This window comes from Georgenia phoenicis, assembly GCF_047302425.1.
GTDB lineage: Bacteria > Actinomycetota > Actinomycetes > Actinomycetales > Actinomycetaceae > Oceanitalea.
Window position 1 is genome coordinate 3,432,160 of the sequence record NZ_CP154855.1, and the last position, 17,024, is coordinate 3,449,183.

Genomic DNA, 17,024 nt, shown 5'->3' on the forward strand with positions numbered 1-17,024 from the left:
TCGATTCTCGCCCGCCGCGGCGCCCGGGGGCAACGCCGATGACGCGTGCCATGGACGACAATGGGGAGGTGAGCACCCACGACGACGAGCAGCGCGCGGCCCTCGAGGAGCGCTACGGCCCGGCTCCCGACCCCCGCACCCGGCGCCGCCGTCGTCTTGCTCTTGTCGCCTTCGCCGTCCTCGCCGTCGCCGCCTTCGTCGTCCTCGCCGTCGTCTCCACGGACGAGGCGGTGCGCACCGAGGACGCCGCCTTCACCGTCGTCGACGACTCCGCCGTCGAGGTCTCCTTCGTGGCCCACATGGACCCGGGCACGACGGCGGAGTGCACGGTCCTGGCCCTCAACGACGCCTTCGCGCAGGTCGGGGTGGCGCGCGTGACGGTCGGCCCGGCGCCCGAGCGCAGCACCTTCGTCACGGCGCGGGTCGCGACGACCGAGCCGGCGACCGGGGCGCGGGTCTCCGGCTGCCGGGAGACGACGTCCGAGAGTCGCTGACGAGCAGGTTTCCACGGCGTTTGTACGGCCGTTCGACGGAACCTTGCTATCCTGTCGGCGTCGCCCCGCGCGGCGAGCAGCGCAGCGTCGCCACCCGCGGCGCGCGTGACATACGGAAAGCCTCGGCCCGACCAGTGGCCGAGGCTCATGATTTTGTGTTGGAGGAGGAGACGTGGCCGAGACAGCGACCACCTGGCTGACCGCGGAGGCGTACAACCGTCTCAAGGCCGAGCTCGAGCACCTCACCGGTCCCGGCCGCGCCGAGATCACCGAGCGCATCGAGGCGGCCCGCGCCGAGGGTGACCTCAAGGAGAACGGTGGCTACCACGCTGCCCGCGAGGAGCAGGGCAAGATGGAGGGCCGGATCGTCCAGCTCACCGAGCTGCTGCGCAACGCGCAGGTCGGGGAGGCCCCGGCCGACGACGGCGTCGTCGAGTCCGGCATGGTCGTCACCGCGACGATCGCCGGCGAGCAGGAGGTCTTCCTCCTCGGCTCCCGCGAGGCCGCCCAGGACGTCGACATCGAGGTCCTCTCCGAGCGCTCCCCCCTCGGTGCCGCGATCGTCGGCAAGAAGGCCGGCGACTCCGTGACCTACACCGCCCCGAACGGCAAGGCGATCTCCGTGGACATCGTCGAGGTCAAGCCCTTCACCGGCTGAGCTCCGGCTTCGAGCGGGGCGCTGGCGGCGAGAGCCGCCGGCGCCCCGTTTCCGTCGTCACCCGACGGACTGGAAGACGACGCCGTAGCCCTCGTCCCGCAGCGCGGTGACGACCTCCCGGCAGTGGTCGGTGCCCCGGGTCTCGACCTCGACGCCGATCTGCACCTCCGCGACACCGAGGTCCGCGCTCGTGCGGTCGTGGTTGATGCTCACGACGTTGCTCCCGGTGCCGGCGAGCACCCCGAGCAGCCCCGCCAGGGAGCCCGGCTGGTCCGGGACGCGTACCTCCATCTGAAGGTAGCGGCCGGCGGCGACGAGGCCATGGCGCAGGATGCGGTGGAGCACGAGCGTGTCGACGTTGCCGCCCGACAGGATCACGGCGACCGGCCCCTCGAGGCCGGGCACGGCGTCGAGCAGCGCAGCGACCCCGGCCGCGCCGGACGGCTCGACGACGAGCTTGGCGCGCTCGCTGAGCAGAAGGAGCGCACGGGCGATCGACTCCTCGCTCACCGTGCGCACCTCGATGCCGTGCTCACGAACGATGCCGAGCGTCAGCTCGCTCGGGGCGGGGACCGCGATGCCGTCGGCGATCGTGCTCATCCGCTCCACCGGGACCGGACGGCCGGCGGTGAGCGACCCGGGGAAGGCCGCGGCCCCCGCCGCCTGGACACCGACCACGCGGACGTCGGTGCCCCGCGCGTGGACGGCGGCGGCGACGCCGGCGAGCAGGCCCCCTCCCCCGGTCGGCACGAGGATCGTGCGGACGTCGGGCACCTGGTCGAGGATCTCCAGGCCGATCGTCGCCTGCCCGAGGACGACGTCGCGGTGGTCGCAGGGCGGGATGTAGACCCGGCCGCTGTCGGCCGCCTCCCGCTGCGCCGCCACGAGCGCGCCGGCGAGGTCGGCGCCCTCCTGGCGCACCTCGGCGCCGTAGCCGCGGGTGGCGGCGAGCTTGGGCAGCGCCGCACCGAGCGGCATGTAGACGACGGCGGAGATGCCGAGCTCACGGGCGGCCAGCGCCACCCCCTGCGCGTGGTTGCCGGCGCTGGCCGCGACGACGCCCCGGGCGCACTCCTCGGCGGTGAGCCGCGACAGCCGCACGTAGGCGCCGCGGAGCTTGAAGGATCCGGTGCGCTGGAGGTTCTCGCACTTGAGGACGACGGGCGTGCCGGCCAGCTCGCTGAGCGCGCCGCTCGCCTCCACGGGGGTGCGGGCGGTGACGCCACGCAGCAGCTCGGCGGCCTCCTCGATCTCGGTGAGCGCGATCGGCGTCACGACCTGGCCGGGCCCCCCTCGTCCGGGCGGGACTCGTCGTCGGGCTCGGGGCCCGAGACGGTGGCGGCGTCGACGGTCTCGCCGTCGGCGTCGTCCTCGTCCGAGGCCTCGTAGGAGTCGGCGATCGACCGGAACAGGGTGCCGGGCGGCCCGCCCGGGCGGTACCAGTCGGTCGCGGCCCTCGGGTGCTTGTCGTGGCCGTGGAGGTAGAGGACCACCGTGTTGACGACGGCCGCGATGGGGACCGCGAGCAGCGCGCCGAGGATGCCGGCCACGCCCGTCCCGGCGGTGACGGCGAGGAGCACCGCCACCGGGTGGAGGGAGACGGCGTTGCCCATGAGCCACGGCTGCAGGACGTTGCCCTCGATCTGCTGCACGACGAGGACGATGATGAGCATGATGAGCGCGGTCTGGACGTCCTGGTCGACGAGGGCGACGAGCACGGCGACCGCGCCGGTGACGAGCGCACCGACGATCGGGATGAAGGAGCCGAGGAAGACGAGGATCGTCAGCGGCAGGACGAGCGGCAGCCCGAGGATCCAGGCGCCGATGCCGATCCCGATGGAGTCCGCGAGGGCGACGAGGATCTGGGTGCGGGCGTAGCCGCCGAGGGTCAGCCAGCCGCGGATGCCGGCCTCGTTGACCCGGTCGCGGGTGCGCGCGGGCGCCAGGCGCACGAACCACTGCCAGATGCGGCGACCCTCGCGCAGGAAGAAGAAGAGGCAGAACAGCGAGATGACGCCGCCGGTGACGACCTGCGTCACCGAGGTCGTCGCGGCCAGGGCGCCGGAGACGAGGGCGCTGGAGTTGGCCTCCAGCTGTCCGAGCCCCTCGTCGAGCCAGGTCTGCAGCTGGGACTCGTCGATGCCGAGCGGCCCGTCGGACAGCCAGCCGACGAGCTCCTCGAAGCCCTGGGTGGCCTGGTCGGCGAGGTCGGCGAAGCCGGCGACGATCGAGCGTCCGGCGAGGGTGAGCAGGCCGACGACGAGGGCGATCGTCCCGAGCAGCGTCACCGCCGAGGCGAGCGTGCGGGGGAAGCGCAGCCGCTTGCGCAGCCACGCCGAGACCGGGTCGAGGAGCACCGCGAGCAGGATGGCGAGGACGAAGGCGACGACGACCGTCTTGAACACGATGACGAGGTAGCCGACGAGGGCCGCGGCCGCGGCGATCGTGAGCAGCCGCCACGACCACGCCGCCGCCGCGCGGACGGGCAGCGGGACGGCGAGCTCGGCGGAGTCGTCCTCCCCGAGCCGGGACTCGTGGACGACGCGTGCGACGACCGGCGGCTGCTCGGGGGCACTGCGGCGGGTGGGTGTGAGCCGGGAGAGCCACCCGGGCGTGTTCTCGGACATGAACCCCACAATCGTCTGGTCGGGAGAGCCAGGCCACAGCCTAGAGGACGCCCGGTGGCACAGCCCTCCCAGGGAATACCCAGGTGGGGCTGATGTTGTAGATGAGCGCCGGCTGCCGTCCCCCCGCGGCGGTCGGCGTCCCCGCACCGCTGGAGGTCACATGTTCTTCCGTCCCGAGCCCCGCATGGTCACCGCCGAGCAGGCGCTGCCCGGCCGCCAGGCGCCCGGTTACACCGTCCCCGAGCGCCACGAGGTGCTCAGCACCCCGCTGAGCGGGCCGTGGCCCGAGGGCACCGAGGTCCTCTACGTCGCCATGGGCTGTTTCTGGGGCGCCGAGCGGATCTTCTGGAAGCTCGACGGCGTCGTGACGACGGCGGCCGGGTACATGGGCGGCTTCACGCCCTACCCGACCTACGAGGAGGTGTGCACCGGCCGCACCGGGCACACCGAGGCCGTGCTCGTCGCCTACGACCCCGCCCGCACCGACCCCGAGCGCCTGCTCAAGGCCTTCTGGGAGAACCACGACCCGACGACGCCCAACCGCCAGGGCAACGACGTCGGCACCCAGTACCGCTCGGCGATCTACTGGACGACGCCGCAGCAGGAGCAGGCCGCCGAGCTCACCAAGGAGGCCTTCGGCCGCGTCCTGGCCGACGCCGGCCACGGGCCCATCTCCACCGAGATCGCCCCGGCGGGCACCTTCTACCCCGCCGAGGCCTACCACCAGCAGTACCTGCACAAGAACCCCGGCGGCTACTGCAACCACGGCCCCAACGGCTACACCTGCCCGGTGGGCCTGGTGCGCCAGGACCAGGTCCCCGCCCAGCAGGACGTCCTGCCCCCGGCCTGAGCCGCCCCCTCACGCACTGTGCGCCCGTCGGAGCATTCCAGCGGGCGCACAGTCGTGGAGAAGGGCGGGAGGGTAGAGCCCTACTCGACGCCGACGATGTCGACAACGAAGACCAGGGTGTCCTCCCCGCCGATGCCGGCCTGGGGGACGCCGCGGGAGCCGTAGCCGTGCTCCGGCGGGATGGACAGCAGCACCCGCGAGCCGATGGCCTTGCCGACGAGGCCGTCGTCCCAGCCGCCGATGACCATGCCCATCCCGATGGGGAAGGAGATTGTCGAGCCGCGGGCGTAGGAGCTGTCGAAGACGGCGCCGTCCCAGATCTGGCCGTGGTAGTTGACGACGATCGTGTCGCCAGCCTCGACCGCCGGCCCGTCACCCGCCTCGAGGACGGCGACCTGCAGGCCGTCGGGGGCCGGGGTGCCGGGGAAAGTCAGGGTGGGGTCGTCGCCGAAGGAGCCGGACGCGATGGGGAGGTTTGCGCTCATGGCGCACCAGCCTACGGCGCGCCCGGCGCCTCGCCCGCCGGGGCATCGCGGTGCAGCGGGAAGCACGCCGGCCCCTCACCCCGGGCCACCCGCTGCTCGACGGCCGCCCACATGGCCGCCAGGCCGCGGGCGAGGGCGCGCAGGTCCTCCGCCTCCATCGTCTCGAGGATCTCCATGCCCAGGCGCCACCCGGCGCGGTCGTGCTCCGCGATGAAGGCCTCCCCCTCCGGGCTCAGCGCGGTGAGCCGCACCCGCCGGTCGCTCGGGTCCTCGCGGCGCTCGACCATCCCGCGCTCGACGAGCCGGTCGACGATCCCCGAGACGGTCGGCATCGAGACCTCGAGGTGCCGGGCGAGGTCGTGGCCGCCCAGCGGCCCGTGGGTGGCGAGCAGGGCGACGAGCTTGAGCTGCTGCATGGTCAGCGTCGAGCCGAGGATGGGACCGAGCTGCTCGTGGACGAAGAACTTGGCGACCATCTCACCGGTCGCCGTCACCTCGTCGATGAGGCGATGATGCTCGCTCGGGTGCTGGTCGCTCACGTGTTACCTTACTTCGGGTTTGCCTAACAATTAGGCCTGCCCGCCACTTTACTCCACATCGTCAGACGGAGACCTCGTGTCGTCACTCGCCCGGTTCAGCCTGGCCAACCGTGCCCTCGTCGCCCTCGCCACCGTTCTCGCCGTCCTTGGCGGCCTGTGGGCGACGACGACGCTCAAGCAGGAGCTCATCCCCCCGCTGGACCTGCCGATCGTCGGCGCGGTGACGACCTACCCCGGCGCCTCGCCCGAGGTCGTCGAGCAGCAGGTGACCGACGTCGTCGAGCAGGCCGCCGGCGTCGTCGCGGGCCTCGAGGGCACGACCTCGACGTCGAGCGCCGGCTCCTCCGTCGTCCTCCTCGAGCTCGCCTACGGCACGGACGTCACCAACGCCCAGCAGGAGCTCCAGGCCGCCGTCACGCGCCTGGACCCCGTGCTGCCCGAGTCGGCCGACACCCAGGTCATCAGCGGCGGCGTCGACGACCTGCCCGTCATCCAGCTCTCGGCCGCGACGAGCGGCGACCAGGAGCAGGCCGCCGAGGTGCTGCGCACCGTCGTCGTCCCCGAGCTCGAGCGCCTCGAGGGCGTGCGGGACGTCCAGCTCAGCGGCGTCCAGGACCGCCTCGTCCGCATCGACGTCGACCTCGCCGCCGCGGCCGCCGCCGGCGTTGACCCCAGCGCCATCGCCGAGACGCTCCAGGCGAACGGCGCCGTCGTCCCCGGCGGCACCGTCACCGAGGGCGACCGCACGCTGTCCGTCGAGACCGGCGCCCGGCTGACCTCGGCCGAGGACATTGCGGCGCTGCCGATCGCCACGGAGGCCGGCCCCGTCCGCATCGACGCCGTCGCCTCCGTGAGCGACGAGCGCACCGAGCCGACGTCCTTCAACCGCACCGACGGCGACCCGAGCTTCGGCCTGGCCGTGACCAAGACCCCGGACGGCAACACCGTCGAGGTGTCCCAGGAGGTCCAGGACCTGCTCGGTGACTTCGAGGCCGCCCTCGGCGACGGCGCGCAGATCACGGTCGTCTTCGACCAGGCGCCCTTCATCCAGGACTCGATCAAGGACCTCGCGACGGAGGGCCTGCTGGGTCTCGTCTTCGCCGTCGTCATCATCCTGCTCTTCCTGCGCAAGTGGCGGCCCACGGGCGTGACCGCCCTGTCGATCCCGCTGTCGCTCGTCGTCGCGCTCATCGGGCTGCGGACGGTCGGCTACACCCTCAACCTCTTCACGCTGGCCGCCCTCACCGTCTCGGTCGGCCGCGTCGTCGACGACTCCATCGTCGTCATCGAGAACATCAACCGGCACCTGTCCTACGGCAAGCCGCGCCGCCGGGCGATCCTCGACGCCGTGAGCGAGGTCGCCGGCGCCATCACCTCCGCGACGATCGCGACGGCGGCGGTCTTCGTCCCGATCGGTCTGGTCGGCGGCATGGTCGGTGAGCTCTTCCGTCCCTTCGCCTTCACCGCGGCGCTCGCGCTGCTCGCCTCGCTCTTCGTCGCGCTGACGATCGTGCCGGTGCTCGCGTACTGGTTCGTCCGCGGCCCCAAGCCCGGGGAGGACGTCGAGGCCCTGCGGGCCGCCGCCGAGGAGAAGGAGCGCTCCGGCGCCCTCCAGCGCGCCTACGTCGGCACCCTGCGCGGCGCCCTCGCCCGCCCCTGGGTCGCGGTGCTCGTCGCCGTCGCCATCCTCGGCGGCACGGTGGGCCTGGCCACGCAGCTGGAGACGGAGTTCATCGGCGACACCGGCCAGAACACCCTGTCTGTCACCCAGGAGCTGCCCCCAGGCACCTCGCTCCAGGCGGCCGACGCCGCCGCGCAGGAGGTCGAGGACGTCGTCTCCGAGATCGACGCCGTCGACACCTACCAGGTGACCGGCGGGTCCGGCGACTCCGCCATGGCCTTCTTCGGGGCGGGCGGGGAGACGACCTTCTCCATCACCCTCGACCTCGACGCCGACGCGGTGGCCGCCGAGGAGGAGCTGCGCTCCCGCCTCGAGGAGCTCGACACGCTCGGTGAGCTCACCGTCGCCACCGGCATGGCCGGCTTCTCCGGGAGCCTCGAGGTCGTCGTCAGCGGCGCCGACGGCGAGGACGTCGAGTCCGCCGCCGCGGACGTGCTCTCCGCCGTCGAGGGCATCGAGGGGACGACCGACGTCACCTCCAACCTCGCCGCCGAGCTGCCCACGCTGCTCGTCGAGGTCGACCGCGAGGCCGCCGCCGCGCTCGGGCTGAGCGAGGCCGCCGTCGGACAGACCGTCTCGACCGCCCTCCAGGGCAGCACGGTCGCCTCGATCAACACCGAGTACGGGCGCAGCGACGTCGTCATGGACGTCGGGGAGACGCCGGGCACCCGCGAGGAGATCGCGGCCCTGCCCCTGCCGACCCCGGTCGGCCCGGTGCCGCTGTCCCAGGTGGCCGAGGTCCGCGAGGTCGAGCAGCCGGTCTCCATCACCCGCGCCGACGGGCTGCGCAGCGCGACGATCAGTGCGACGTCCACCGCCTCGGACCTCGGCAGCGTGACGAGTGAGCTCCAGGCCGCCCTCGACGACCTCGAGCTGCCCGACGGCGTGGTCGCCGAGGTGGCCGGTGTCAGCGCCGAGCAGGAGGAGGCCTTCGCCAACCTCGGGCTCGCCCTGGCGCTGTCGATCGCCATCGTCTACCTCGTCATGGTGGCGACCTTCAACTCCCTCGTGCAGCCGCTCATCCTCCTCGTGTCGGTGCCCTTCGCGGCCACCGGCGCGGTCGGGATGCTCGTCGCGACCGGCAGCCAGCTGGACGTGCCGGGCCTCATCGGCGCGCTCATGCTCGTCGGCGTCGTCGTCACCAACGCGATCGTCCTCATCGACCTCATCAACCAGTACCGCAAGCAGGGCATGGGCCTGCACGAGGGCATCGTCGAGGGCGGCCGCCACCGGCTGGCGCCGATCCTCATGACGGCGGCGGCGACGATCGCCGCGCTCACCCCGATGGCGATCGGCGTGACCGGCGGCAGCGCCTTCATCTCCCAGCCGCTCGCGCTCGTCGTCATCGGTGGTCTCATCACCTCGACCCTGCTCACCCTGCTGCTCGTGCCGGTGCTCTACCTCCTGGTCGAGCGCCGCCTGGAGAAGCAGCGGGCGCGGCGGGCGGAGAAGCAGCCCGACCTCGTCGAGGCTGCGGCCGACTGACGGACGCGACAAGGGCCGGGCACCGTGCGGTGCCCGGCCCTTTGCCGTTGCCTCAGGACAGGCGCTCGGCGAGCCAGCCGAGCTGGCGCTCGCGCTGGAACTCGGTGCCGCCCTCGTGCTCGTTGAAGGGGTAGACCTCGATGTCGACCTCCCCGCCCCACCGGTTCGCCGCCGCGTACACGGTCGACGGCGGGCAGATCGGGTCCATGAGCGCCACCGAGTACAGACCCGGCGCCTGGGCCCGCTTGGCGTGGTTGACGCCGTCGATGTAGGACAGCGTCCGGAAGGCGTCCTCGACGCGGTGCCGGTGCGCCGACAGGTAGGTGCGGACCTCGGCGAAGGGCCCGGCGGGCGCCGTCTCGACGCCGCGGCGGATGTGGGACAGCCACGGCACGTCCGGCATCGCGGCGGCGACGTCGATGAGGCCGGCGACGGCGGTGGTGATCGCGCCGCCCTGGCTCACCCCGGTGACGGCGACCCGCGCCGGGTCGACGCCGGGCAGCGCGCGGGCAGCCTCGACGGCGCGCACGCCGTCGGTGATGAGGCGCCGGTAGTAGTGGTCGTGCGGGTCCTCGATGCCCCGCGTGAGGGTGCCGGGGGCGGCGACGCCGGCGCCGGCCGGGTCGGGGGTGGCACCGAAGCCGTTCGTCGGCGCGGTCCCCTGCCCGCGGGTGTCCATGACGACGTAGGCGTAGCCGGCGGCGGCCCAGGTGAGGCGGCTGTGCGCGAGGCCGCGCCCGCCGCCGTAGCCGAGGTACTCGACGACGGCGGGCAGCTGCTCGTCGCCCCGGCCGGCGGGGCGCAGGTACCAGGCCTTGATCCGGTGGCCGCCGAAACCGGAGAAGGTGAGGTCGTAGGCCTCGATCACGGAGAGGTGGGCGTCCACCGGCTCGAGCTCGACGGCGAGGTCGTGGGAGCGGGTCTCGGCCAGCGTGCGGGCCCAGAAGTCGTCGAAGTCGGCCGGTTCGGCGACCTCCGGACGGTAGTCGTGCAGGGCAGCGGCATCGATGTCGAAGAGGGGCACGGCCGGAAGCCTAGCGCCGTCCGCACCCCTCGAACGCCGAGAGCCGGACTCCTCGGGAGGAGTCCGGCTCTCGGCGTGACCGGGGTGGGGTGAGGGCCTACTCGCCGCCGCGGAAGATCGCGAGCAGGCGGAGGAACTCGAGGTAGAGCCACACGAGGGTGACGAGCAGACCGAAGGCGGCCGACCACGCGAAGCGCGCCGGGATGCCGCCCTCGACGCCCCGCTTGATGGCGTCGAAGTCCATGATGAGGCAGAAGGCGGCCAGGCCGACGGCGAAGATGCCGACGATGATGCCGAGCGGGATGCCCATGACCTCGACGCCCGAGCGCAGGCCGAAGGCGGAGTCGCCGGAGCCGAAGAGCATGATGCCGAGGTTGACGAGCGAGAACAGCGCGTAGCCGACGAGCGCGATGAGCACGAAGCGGGTCATCTTCGGCGTCACGCGGACCGCGCCGCTCGAGAAGAGCAGGAGCGTGGCGACGAAGGTGGCGCCGGTGGCAAGCACCGCCTGGAGCACGATGCCCGGGAAGATGGACTCGAAGACCATCGAGATGCCACCGAGGAACAGGCCCTCGGCCGCGGCGTAGACGGCGATGAGCGCCGGGCTGGGCTCCCGCTTGAAGGCGTTGACCAGTCCCAGGACGAAGCCGACGGCGAGGCCGCCGTAGGTGGCGAGCGGGTTGCCGCCGAGGACGAACCAGTTGAGCGCGGCCATCGCGACGACGAGCGCGAGGAGGCCGCCGGTCTTGATGATGACGTCGTCGTAGGTCATCCGGCCGGTCTGCGCGGGGCCCGCGGCCGGCTGCTGGTAGGCGTTCTCCAGGTGCTGCACCTGGTAGGGGTCCGCCACCGGAGGCTGCTGGTAGGTGGTGCCGCCCTGCGGCGTGTGACCCGGGTGGGCGGGGTAGCCGTTCGGGGTCGTCGCCCGGCGCTCGCCGAAGTACGGGCTGTTCTCGAAGACTGGATTGCTCACTCAGTGCCTCCTGGTCGTGGCGCGGCGGGAGCCGACGCCATGGTCTCGTCCGCGGACCATCCTATGCGGGCGGTGGGACGCTGCTCTGGGAACGTCCGCCGCGGCGTCCGTGTTCCCCCACCCGCCCTCCGGAGGGTGGCCCCTCCCCCACGAGCGGGAGGCCGGGGCGGGCAGATCTCCCCGGCGAGGTCGTCGCCAGCGGGCCCCGCGGCCCTCTACGGTGGAGGTCGGACAAGGAGGTACGCATGATCGAGGCCCACGAGCTCACCAAGCGCTACGGGGACAAGACGGCGGTCGACCGGGTGAGCTTCACCGTGCGCCCGGGCACCGTCACCGGTTTCCTCGGCCCCAACGGGGCGGGGAAGTCGACGACGATGCGCATGGTCGTCGGGCTCGACCGGCCGACGTCGGGGACGGTCACCGTCAACGGCCGGCCCTACGCCCAGCACCGCGCCCCGCTGAGCGAGGTGGGGGTGCTGCTCGACGCCAAGGCGGTCCACACCGGCCGCTCGGCCTACCAGCACCTGCGCGCCCTGGCCGCCACGCACGGCATCCCCACCGCCCGCGTGCGGGAGGTCATCGAGATGACCGGCCTGCAGGCGGTGGCCCGCAAGCGGGTGGGCGGCTTCTCCCTGGGCATGGGGCAGCGGCTGGGCATCGCCGCCGCCATGCTCGGCGACCCCCGCACCCTCATCCTCGACGAGCCGGTCAACGGCCTGGACCCCGAGGGCGTCAAGTGGGTGCGCACGATGGTGCGCCACCTCGCCGGCGAGGGCCGCACGGTCTTCCTCTCCTCCCACCTCATGAGCGAGATGGCACAGACGGCCGACCAGCTCCTCGTCATCGGGCGCGGCCGGATCATCGCCTCCGGCCCGGTGCAGGAGCTCATCGACGCGACGCGTGGGGTCACCGTCCGCGTCCGCTCCCCCAGGGCGACCGAGCTGAGCGAGATCCTCACCCGGGCCGGCGCGAGCCTGCGCGCCGCCGAGCCGGGGCTCATGGAGGTCACCGGCCGCAGCGCGGAGGAGATCGGCGACCTCGCCGCGGCCTCCGGCATCCCGCTGCACGAGCTGACGCCGGTCCGCGCCTCGCTGGAGGACGCCTACATGACCCTCACCCAGGACGAGGTCGAGTACCGGTCCGAGGCCCAGCACGGTGCCACCACCACTCGCTCCCAAGGAGCCACCCGATGAGCGCGACCACCACCACCACGCCCACCGTCGCCGTCCGCCCGGTCGGGCCCGGCCGCGTCCTTCGCTCGGAGTGGATCAAGCTCTGGTCGCTGCGCTCGACCTACTGGACCATCGCGCTCACGCTGCTCGCGATGGTCATGCTCGCGGTGCTCATGGCCTTCGCCGCCGGTGCCGTGGCCTCGGAGGGCTTCAGCCCCGACGAGGTCGGGCTGGACGGCCTCGCGGTGCTCGGCACGGCCTACGGGATGGCCCAGCTCGTCATCGCCGTCCTCGGCGTCCTCGTCGTCACCGGCGAGTACTCCACCGGCATGATCCGCTCCTCGCTCACCGCCGTCCCCGCCCGGGTGCCGGTCCTCGCGGCCAAGGCGGTCCTCGTCGCGGTCGTGTCCTTCGTCGTCGGCGTCCTCGGGGTGGCGCTGGCCTACGTCGTCACGATGCCGATGCTCGCAGACGCCGGCGGGGCCGCGGACCTCGGCGACCCCGACACCCTGCGGATGTTCTGGGGCACCGGGCTCTACCTCGCCGCCGTCGGGCTCTTCGGCCTGGCCATCGGGACGCTGCTGCGCCACTCGGCGGGGGCGATCGCCGTCGTCGTCGGTGTCCTGCTCATCCTGCCGACGGTCCTCCAGGTCGCGATGAACGGCCTGGACTGGCTCCGCGACATCTACCCCTACCTGCCGACGACGGCGGGCGAGCGGATCATCACCGCCGGCGGGCCGGACGCGACCATGAGCGGGATGCCGGGCATGCCCGAGCTCCTCGACCCGTGGGTGGGCTACGGCGTCTTCATGGCCTACGTCGTCGTCGCCCTGCTGGCCGCCGCGGTGCTCCTGCGTCGTCGGGACGCCTGAGGCACCGCGGCCGGCCCCGTCACTCCTTGGCGGCGGAGGGCGAGGGCTGCTTCTTCTGGTTGCCGGTGGCGGCGGCCACGAAGGAGGCCCGCGGGCTCTGCAGGGAGCCGAGCGCGACGAGCTCGCGGCGGAAGAACAGCGCGGTGGTCCAGTCGAGGACGATGCGCACCTTGCGGTTGAAGGTCGGCATCGCCCACATGTGGTAGCTGCGGTGCATGAACCAGGCGATGGGGCCGCGGAGCTTGAGCCCGCCGACGTTCGCCACACCCTTGCCGAGGCCGAGCGAGGCGACGGTCCCGATGTTCTTGTGCTTGTAGTCCTCGAGCGGCTCGCCACGCAGGGCACGGACGAGGTTCTGCGCGAGGTGCTTGGCCTGGCGCACCGCGTGCTGCGCGGTGGGGCCTGTCGTGGCGCCGTGCTCACCGGTGAGGTCCGGCACGGCGGCGCAGTCCCCGGCGACCCAGGCGTTCTCGACCACGCCGTCGTCGTCCGTCACCTGGAGGGTGGGCAGGGCGCGCACGCGTCCGCGCTCGTCGAGCGGGAGGTCGGAGTTGGCGAGGACGGGGTTGGCCTTGACGCCGGCCGTCCACACGACGGTGTCCGCCTCGAACTCCTCGCCGGTGGACAGCTTGATGTTCCCGTCGACGCAGGACTCGAGGAAGGTGTTGAGGTGGATCTCGATGCCGCGGGCCCGCAGCTGCTCGAGGGCGTAGCCGCCGAGCTCCTCGCCCACCTCGGGCAGGATGCGCCCGGCGCCCTCGACGAGGACGAAGCGCATGTCCTCGCGGCGGATGCCGTCGAAGTTCTTCGCCGCGGCGCGGGCCATGTCCTCGATCTCGCCCAGCGCCTCAACTCCGGCGAAGCCACCGCCGACGAAGACGAAGGTCAGCTTGCGGCGGCGCACCTCGGGGTCCCAGGTGGACGCGGCGACGTCCATCTTGCCCAGGACCTGGTTGCGCAGCGCGGTGGCCTCCTCGACCTGCTTGAAGCCGATGGCGAAGTCCGCGAGGCCGGGGATCGGCAGGGTGCGGGCGACGGCGCCGAGGCCGATGACGAGCTCGTCGTAGGCGAGCTCGTAGGGCTCCCCCTCCTCGACCGGCTCGACGACGACGCGACGGTCCCCGTGGCGGATCTCCGAGACCGCACCGGTGACGAGCGTGCAGCCGCGCAGCTCGCGGCGCAGCGGGGCGACGACGTGGCGCGGCTCGAGGGACCCGGCAGCCGCCTCGGGCAGGAAGGGCTGGTAGGTCATGTACGACCGGGGGTCGACGATCGCGATCTCGACCTCGTCGCGGCTCATCCGCTTGCGCAGGCCGAGGGCGGTGTACAGGCCGATGTACCCGCCTCCGAGGATGAGGATGCGCTTGGTGCGGCGCGGGCGCGACACGCGGGGCGAGGCCGTTCCGGCGGAGGCAGTCATGTGTCGATGGTAGGTCGGTCATGTCGGGAATGCGCGGTGCGGGACCCCAACTGTCCCGCATCTCACGTCCGCCTCAGAGGAACTCCTCGGAGTCGTCGACGAGCAGGAGGGTGGGACGGACGCCGTTGTCCGTGACCTCGGTCTCCTCCTGCTGCGCATGGGTGCCTAGCACGAAGACGTCCATCGTCGTTCCCCATCCTCTCGGGCCGCCCGCCCGAGCTGGTGCCACCAGTGTGGTGCGGCCGCGGGCGGCGGGCATCCGCCGCGAGCACGGCCGGGCGTGGACGAAAGGACGACTGTGTCCGGTGCACCTCCGTAGAGAGTTTGAGAACCCTGGCCCGGCCCTGAAAACCGTGGCTTCTCGCCTGTCTCGGGGTGCCTACGAGCGTAGCGAACGGCCATCCGAACCCTCGGTGACCGACTCGCGGGGTCGTGTGGTGCGGTCAGTTGGGAAGACTCAAACCTCTCTGAGCGCCGCCGAGGTTGATGAGCTGGTGGCGCTGTACGAGCAGGGCATGACGCTAGCGCAGCTCGGTGAGCGGTTCGGCGTCTACCACCGAACGGTGGCCGCGCACCTCGTCCGCCGTTCCGTCCCGATGCGCGTGCGAGGGCTGGCTGAGGAGCACACGTGCGAGGCTGTGAGGCTCTACGAGGGCGGGATGACCTTGATGGAGGTTGGTCTGCATTTCGGGGTGAGTCAGGGGGCAGTGAAGAGGGCGGTGGCCGCAGCAGGTGCGACCATCCGCCCTCGGGGACGTCGGGTGGCGGTTACAGAGTGAAGTCCTCCTCGGAGTGCTTGGCCTCGTACTCGGCGATCGCCAGCATGATGCCGAGCTCGGGAGTCGCGGGAAGGCTCACGCGGCCTTGCCCGACGACGTAGAGGGGCACGTCGGCCTCGTCCAGCGCCTCGATGATGCGGGCGAACTCGGTAGACGGTCGGCTGAGTCGGTAGAGGTCCGCGACGATGAGCGCCGATGCCTGCCCGTCGCGGATGGTGGCGAGGGCCTGGTCGAGCGCGGGTCGTGTCCGGCCGTTGTCGTGGAACTCGCCGCTGACCTCGTAGCCGAGCTCGGCGGCCAGGCATTGGCAGGCGGCCCGCTGGTGAGCGTGGGTTGCCCAGTTCGGGCGTGCGCTGCGGGTGTAGATCACGGCGCCCATCACGCCACACTCGCCATCGGGTACTTGAGGGACTGTGCCTCGTTCATGCGGCGGGCGGCGACGCTCGACGGCCTCCTGGACGCGGGCGCGGACGAGCAAGATGACACTGACCAGGCCCATGATGAGGAACTTGAGCGCATTCCAGCAGAACAGGAGCACGAGGAGGTTCAGCCAGCCCGGGCCGCCGCCCTCGATCAGCGTGATGCAGTAGTTCGCTGCGAGGAAGTACGGGACCGCGAGGAGCATCGCGAGGATGCCCCACTTCAGGCCGCGGCGGGTGCGGATCGCGTCGAGCGCGATGTTGGTGGGCATGTAACGCCGCAGGTAGTAGCGGGCGTGGGCGCTGAGCGCCCAGAGCAGTCGGATCATGGCGTTTCCTCTCGTGGCACGGTCAGGTGACGAGACAGTGCGTAGAGAGTGGCCCGAGGGCCTGTCCGCGAGGGACGCCACATCAAGGAGGAATCTGCCTCCCCTCCAGAGTACGACGCTCCGGCGACATTCGTAAGAGGTGCGCCCGGGGATTCGGGCGGCGCTCGCGCACCTGTCTGGCACACACGGATGGGAGCCGGGCATGGTCACGATCACTTCTCTCGCCAAGGACGAACGCTCCGCACGGGTCGCCCTGGCATCGACCTTGGAGCCCGACGACGCCGTGACCGGCAGGCTCCTCGCCGCGGTCGGCGCGGTCGAGACCGTGCGCCTGGCAGCCGGTGCCGGCGCACTCCCGAAGAACGTCGATGCGGTCGAGGCCAGGCTGTGGCGCAACAAGGTCGCCCCGCGAATGGATGCCCGCACGGTCACGCAGGCACTCGCGGAGACTGACCGCCTCGGGCTGCGCATCCTCATCCCCAGCGACGATGAGTGGCCGACCGCCCTCAACGATCTGGGCAACCGCGCCCCCACCGCTCTATGGCTGCGAGGCGCTGTCTCCTACCTCACCGCGCCGCTGAACGATCGCGTCACGATCACCGGAGCCCGCGCCGCCACTAGTTACGGCGAGCACGTCACGGGCGAACTCGCCTCCAATCTGACCCATGCTGAGCGGATCATCGTGGCCGGCGGCGCCTACGGCATCGACGCCGCCGCACACCGAGCCGCACTCGCCACAGGCGGGCAGACCCTCGCCGTCATGGTCGGCGGCTTGGATCGCCTCTACCCATCCGGCAATCGTGAGCTGCTGGCACGAGTCGGAGACCTCGGCCTGCTCGCCAGTGAGATGCCGCCCGGCTCCGCGCCGACCAAGTGGCGTTTCCTCGCCCGCAATCGCATCCTCGGTGCCCTCTCCGGTGCAACCGTCGTCGTGGAGGCCGGCTATCGCTCCAGCTCCCTCAACGTCGCCGCCCGCGCTACGCAGCTCGGACGCCCGGTCGGCGCCGTGCCCGGCCCGGTAACCAGTGCCGCCAGCTCCGGCACGCACCGGCTCCTGCGCGAAGGCATCGCGTCCCTCATCACCGACGCCACAGACGTCACGGCCCTCCTCGACTCGCCCGCAGGTGGCGGCGGGCAGGCATTCGCGCGTGAGTCGGGCATCACCCCGTCCGCTCATCGGGAGGGGCGCGCGCTGTAGGCAGCCACTGGTCGGCGTC

Annotated in this window: 15 protein-coding genes; 7 read left to right on the forward strand and 8 right to left on the reverse strand. The window is 72.2% G+C overall.

Annotation, left to right across the window (positions count from 1 at the left end; all coding sequences use genetic code 11):
- The first annotated feature begins 68 nt into the window (after window positions 1-68).
- Window positions 69-494 carry a DUF4307 domain-containing protein gene (locus AA0005_RS16170; RefSeq protein WP_413451155.1) on the forward strand — a complete coding sequence of 142 codons (426 nt, stop codon included), beginning with the start codon at window positions 69-71 and terminating at the stop codon, window positions 492-494.
- A gap of 172 nt (window positions 495-666) precedes the next feature.
- Window positions 667-1,152, forward strand: coding sequence for a transcription elongation factor GreA (gene greA / locus AA0005_RS16175; RefSeq protein ID WP_413451156.1), 486 nt, complete (start codon window positions 667-669; stop codon window positions 1,150-1,152).
- A gap of 57 nt (window positions 1,153-1,209) precedes the next feature.
- Here greA and ilvA read toward each other — a convergent pair whose 3' ends face one another.
- Window positions 1,210-2,427, reverse strand: coding sequence for a threonine ammonia-lyase (ilvA, locus tag AA0005_RS16180; protein WP_413451157.1), 1,218 nt, complete (start codon window positions 2,425-2,427; stop codon window positions 1,210-1,212).
- Window positions 2,424-3,779, reverse strand: a complete 1,356-nt coding sequence (locus tag AA0005_RS16185) for an AI-2E family transporter (protein WP_413451158.1) — start codon at window positions 3,777-3,779, stop codon at window positions 2,424-2,426. The genes ilvA and AA0005_RS16185 overlap by 4 nt, the downstream gene beginning before the upstream one ends.
- Before the next feature lie 160 nt (window positions 3,780-3,939).
- On the opposite strand from AA0005_RS16185, the gene msrA reads away from it, so the two are divergent.
- Window positions 3,940-4,629: a peptide-methionine (S)-S-oxide reductase MsrA gene (gene msrA, locus AA0005_RS16190; protein WP_413451159.1), complete on the forward strand. Its 690-nt coding sequence runs from the start codon at window positions 3,940-3,942 to the stop codon at window positions 4,627-4,629.
- An 80-nt stretch (window positions 4,630-4,709) separates the two neighbouring features.
- On the opposite strand, the gene AA0005_RS16195 is transcribed toward msrA, so the two are convergent.
- Window positions 4,710-5,114 carry an FKBP-type peptidyl-prolyl cis-trans isomerase gene (locus AA0005_RS16195; RefSeq protein WP_413451160.1) on the reverse strand — a complete coding sequence of 135 codons (405 nt, stop codon included), beginning with the start codon at window positions 5,112-5,114 and terminating at the stop codon, window positions 4,710-4,712.
- An 11-nt stretch (window positions 5,115-5,125) separates the two neighbouring features.
- Entirely contained in the window at window positions 5,126-5,653 is a 528-nt protein-coding gene (locus tag AA0005_RS16200; RefSeq protein WP_413451161.1) for a MarR family winged helix-turn-helix transcriptional regulator, read from the reverse strand.
- A gap of 76 nt (window positions 5,654-5,729) precedes the next feature.
- On the opposite strand from AA0005_RS16200, the gene AA0005_RS16205 reads away from it, so the two are divergent.
- Entirely contained in the window at window positions 5,730-8,819 is a 3,090-nt protein-coding gene (locus AA0005_RS16205; protein ID WP_413451162.1) for an efflux RND transporter permease subunit, read from the forward strand.
- A 52-nt stretch (window positions 8,820-8,871) separates the two neighbouring features.
- On the opposite strand, the gene AA0005_RS16210 is transcribed toward AA0005_RS16205, so the two are convergent.
- Together AA0005_RS16210 and AA0005_RS16215 are read right to left on the reverse strand one after the other, a co-directional pair.
- Window positions 8,872-9,843, reverse strand: a complete 972-nt coding sequence (locus AA0005_RS16210; protein WP_413451163.1) for an acetylxylan esterase — start codon at window positions 9,841-9,843, stop codon at window positions 8,872-8,874.
- Between the two features lie 97 nt (window positions 9,844-9,940).
- Window positions 9,941-10,816 carry a Bax inhibitor-1/YccA family membrane protein gene (locus AA0005_RS16215; RefSeq protein WP_413451164.1) on the reverse strand — a complete coding sequence of 292 codons (876 nt, stop codon included), beginning with the start codon at window positions 10,814-10,816 and terminating at the stop codon, window positions 9,941-9,943.
- A 245-nt stretch (window positions 10,817-11,061) separates the two neighbouring features.
- On the opposite strand from AA0005_RS16215, the gene AA0005_RS16220 reads away from it, so the two are divergent.
- Together AA0005_RS16220 and AA0005_RS16225 are read left to right on the forward strand one after the other, a co-directional pair.
- Entirely contained in the window at window positions 11,062-12,009 is a 948-nt protein-coding gene (locus AA0005_RS16220; protein ID WP_413451165.1) for an ABC transporter ATP-binding protein, read from the forward strand.
- Window positions 12,006-12,860, forward strand: a complete 855-nt coding sequence (locus AA0005_RS16225; RefSeq protein ID WP_413451166.1) for an ABC transporter permease — start codon at window positions 12,006-12,008, stop codon at window positions 12,858-12,860. Before AA0005_RS16220 ends, AA0005_RS16225 begins: the two co-directional genes overlap by 4 nt.
- A 19-nt stretch (window positions 12,861-12,879) precedes the next feature.
- Here AA0005_RS16225 and AA0005_RS16230 read toward each other — a convergent pair whose 3' ends face one another.
- Together AA0005_RS16230 and AA0005_RS16235 are read right to left on the reverse strand one after the other, a co-directional pair.
- Window positions 12,880-14,280: an NAD(P)/FAD-dependent oxidoreductase gene (locus tag AA0005_RS16230; protein ID WP_413451167.1), complete on the reverse strand. Its 1,401-nt coding sequence runs from the start codon at window positions 14,278-14,280 to the stop codon at window positions 12,880-12,882.
- Window positions 14,281-15,048: 768 nt separating this feature from the next.
- On the reverse strand, window positions 15,049-15,807 hold the full coding sequence (locus AA0005_RS16235) for a recombinase family protein (protein WP_275702903.1): 759 nt from the start codon (window positions 15,805-15,807) through the stop codon (window positions 15,049-15,051).
- Window positions 15,808-16,009: 202 nt separating this feature from the next.
- On the opposite strand from AA0005_RS16235, the gene AA0005_RS16240 reads away from it, so the two are divergent.
- Window positions 16,010-17,005 (forward strand): DNA-processing protein DprA, encoded by a 996-nt coding sequence (locus AA0005_RS16240; protein WP_144317176.1) that lies wholly within the window; start codon window positions 16,010-16,012, stop codon window positions 17,003-17,005.
- The last annotated feature ends 19 nt before the right edge of the window (window positions 17,006-17,024 follow it).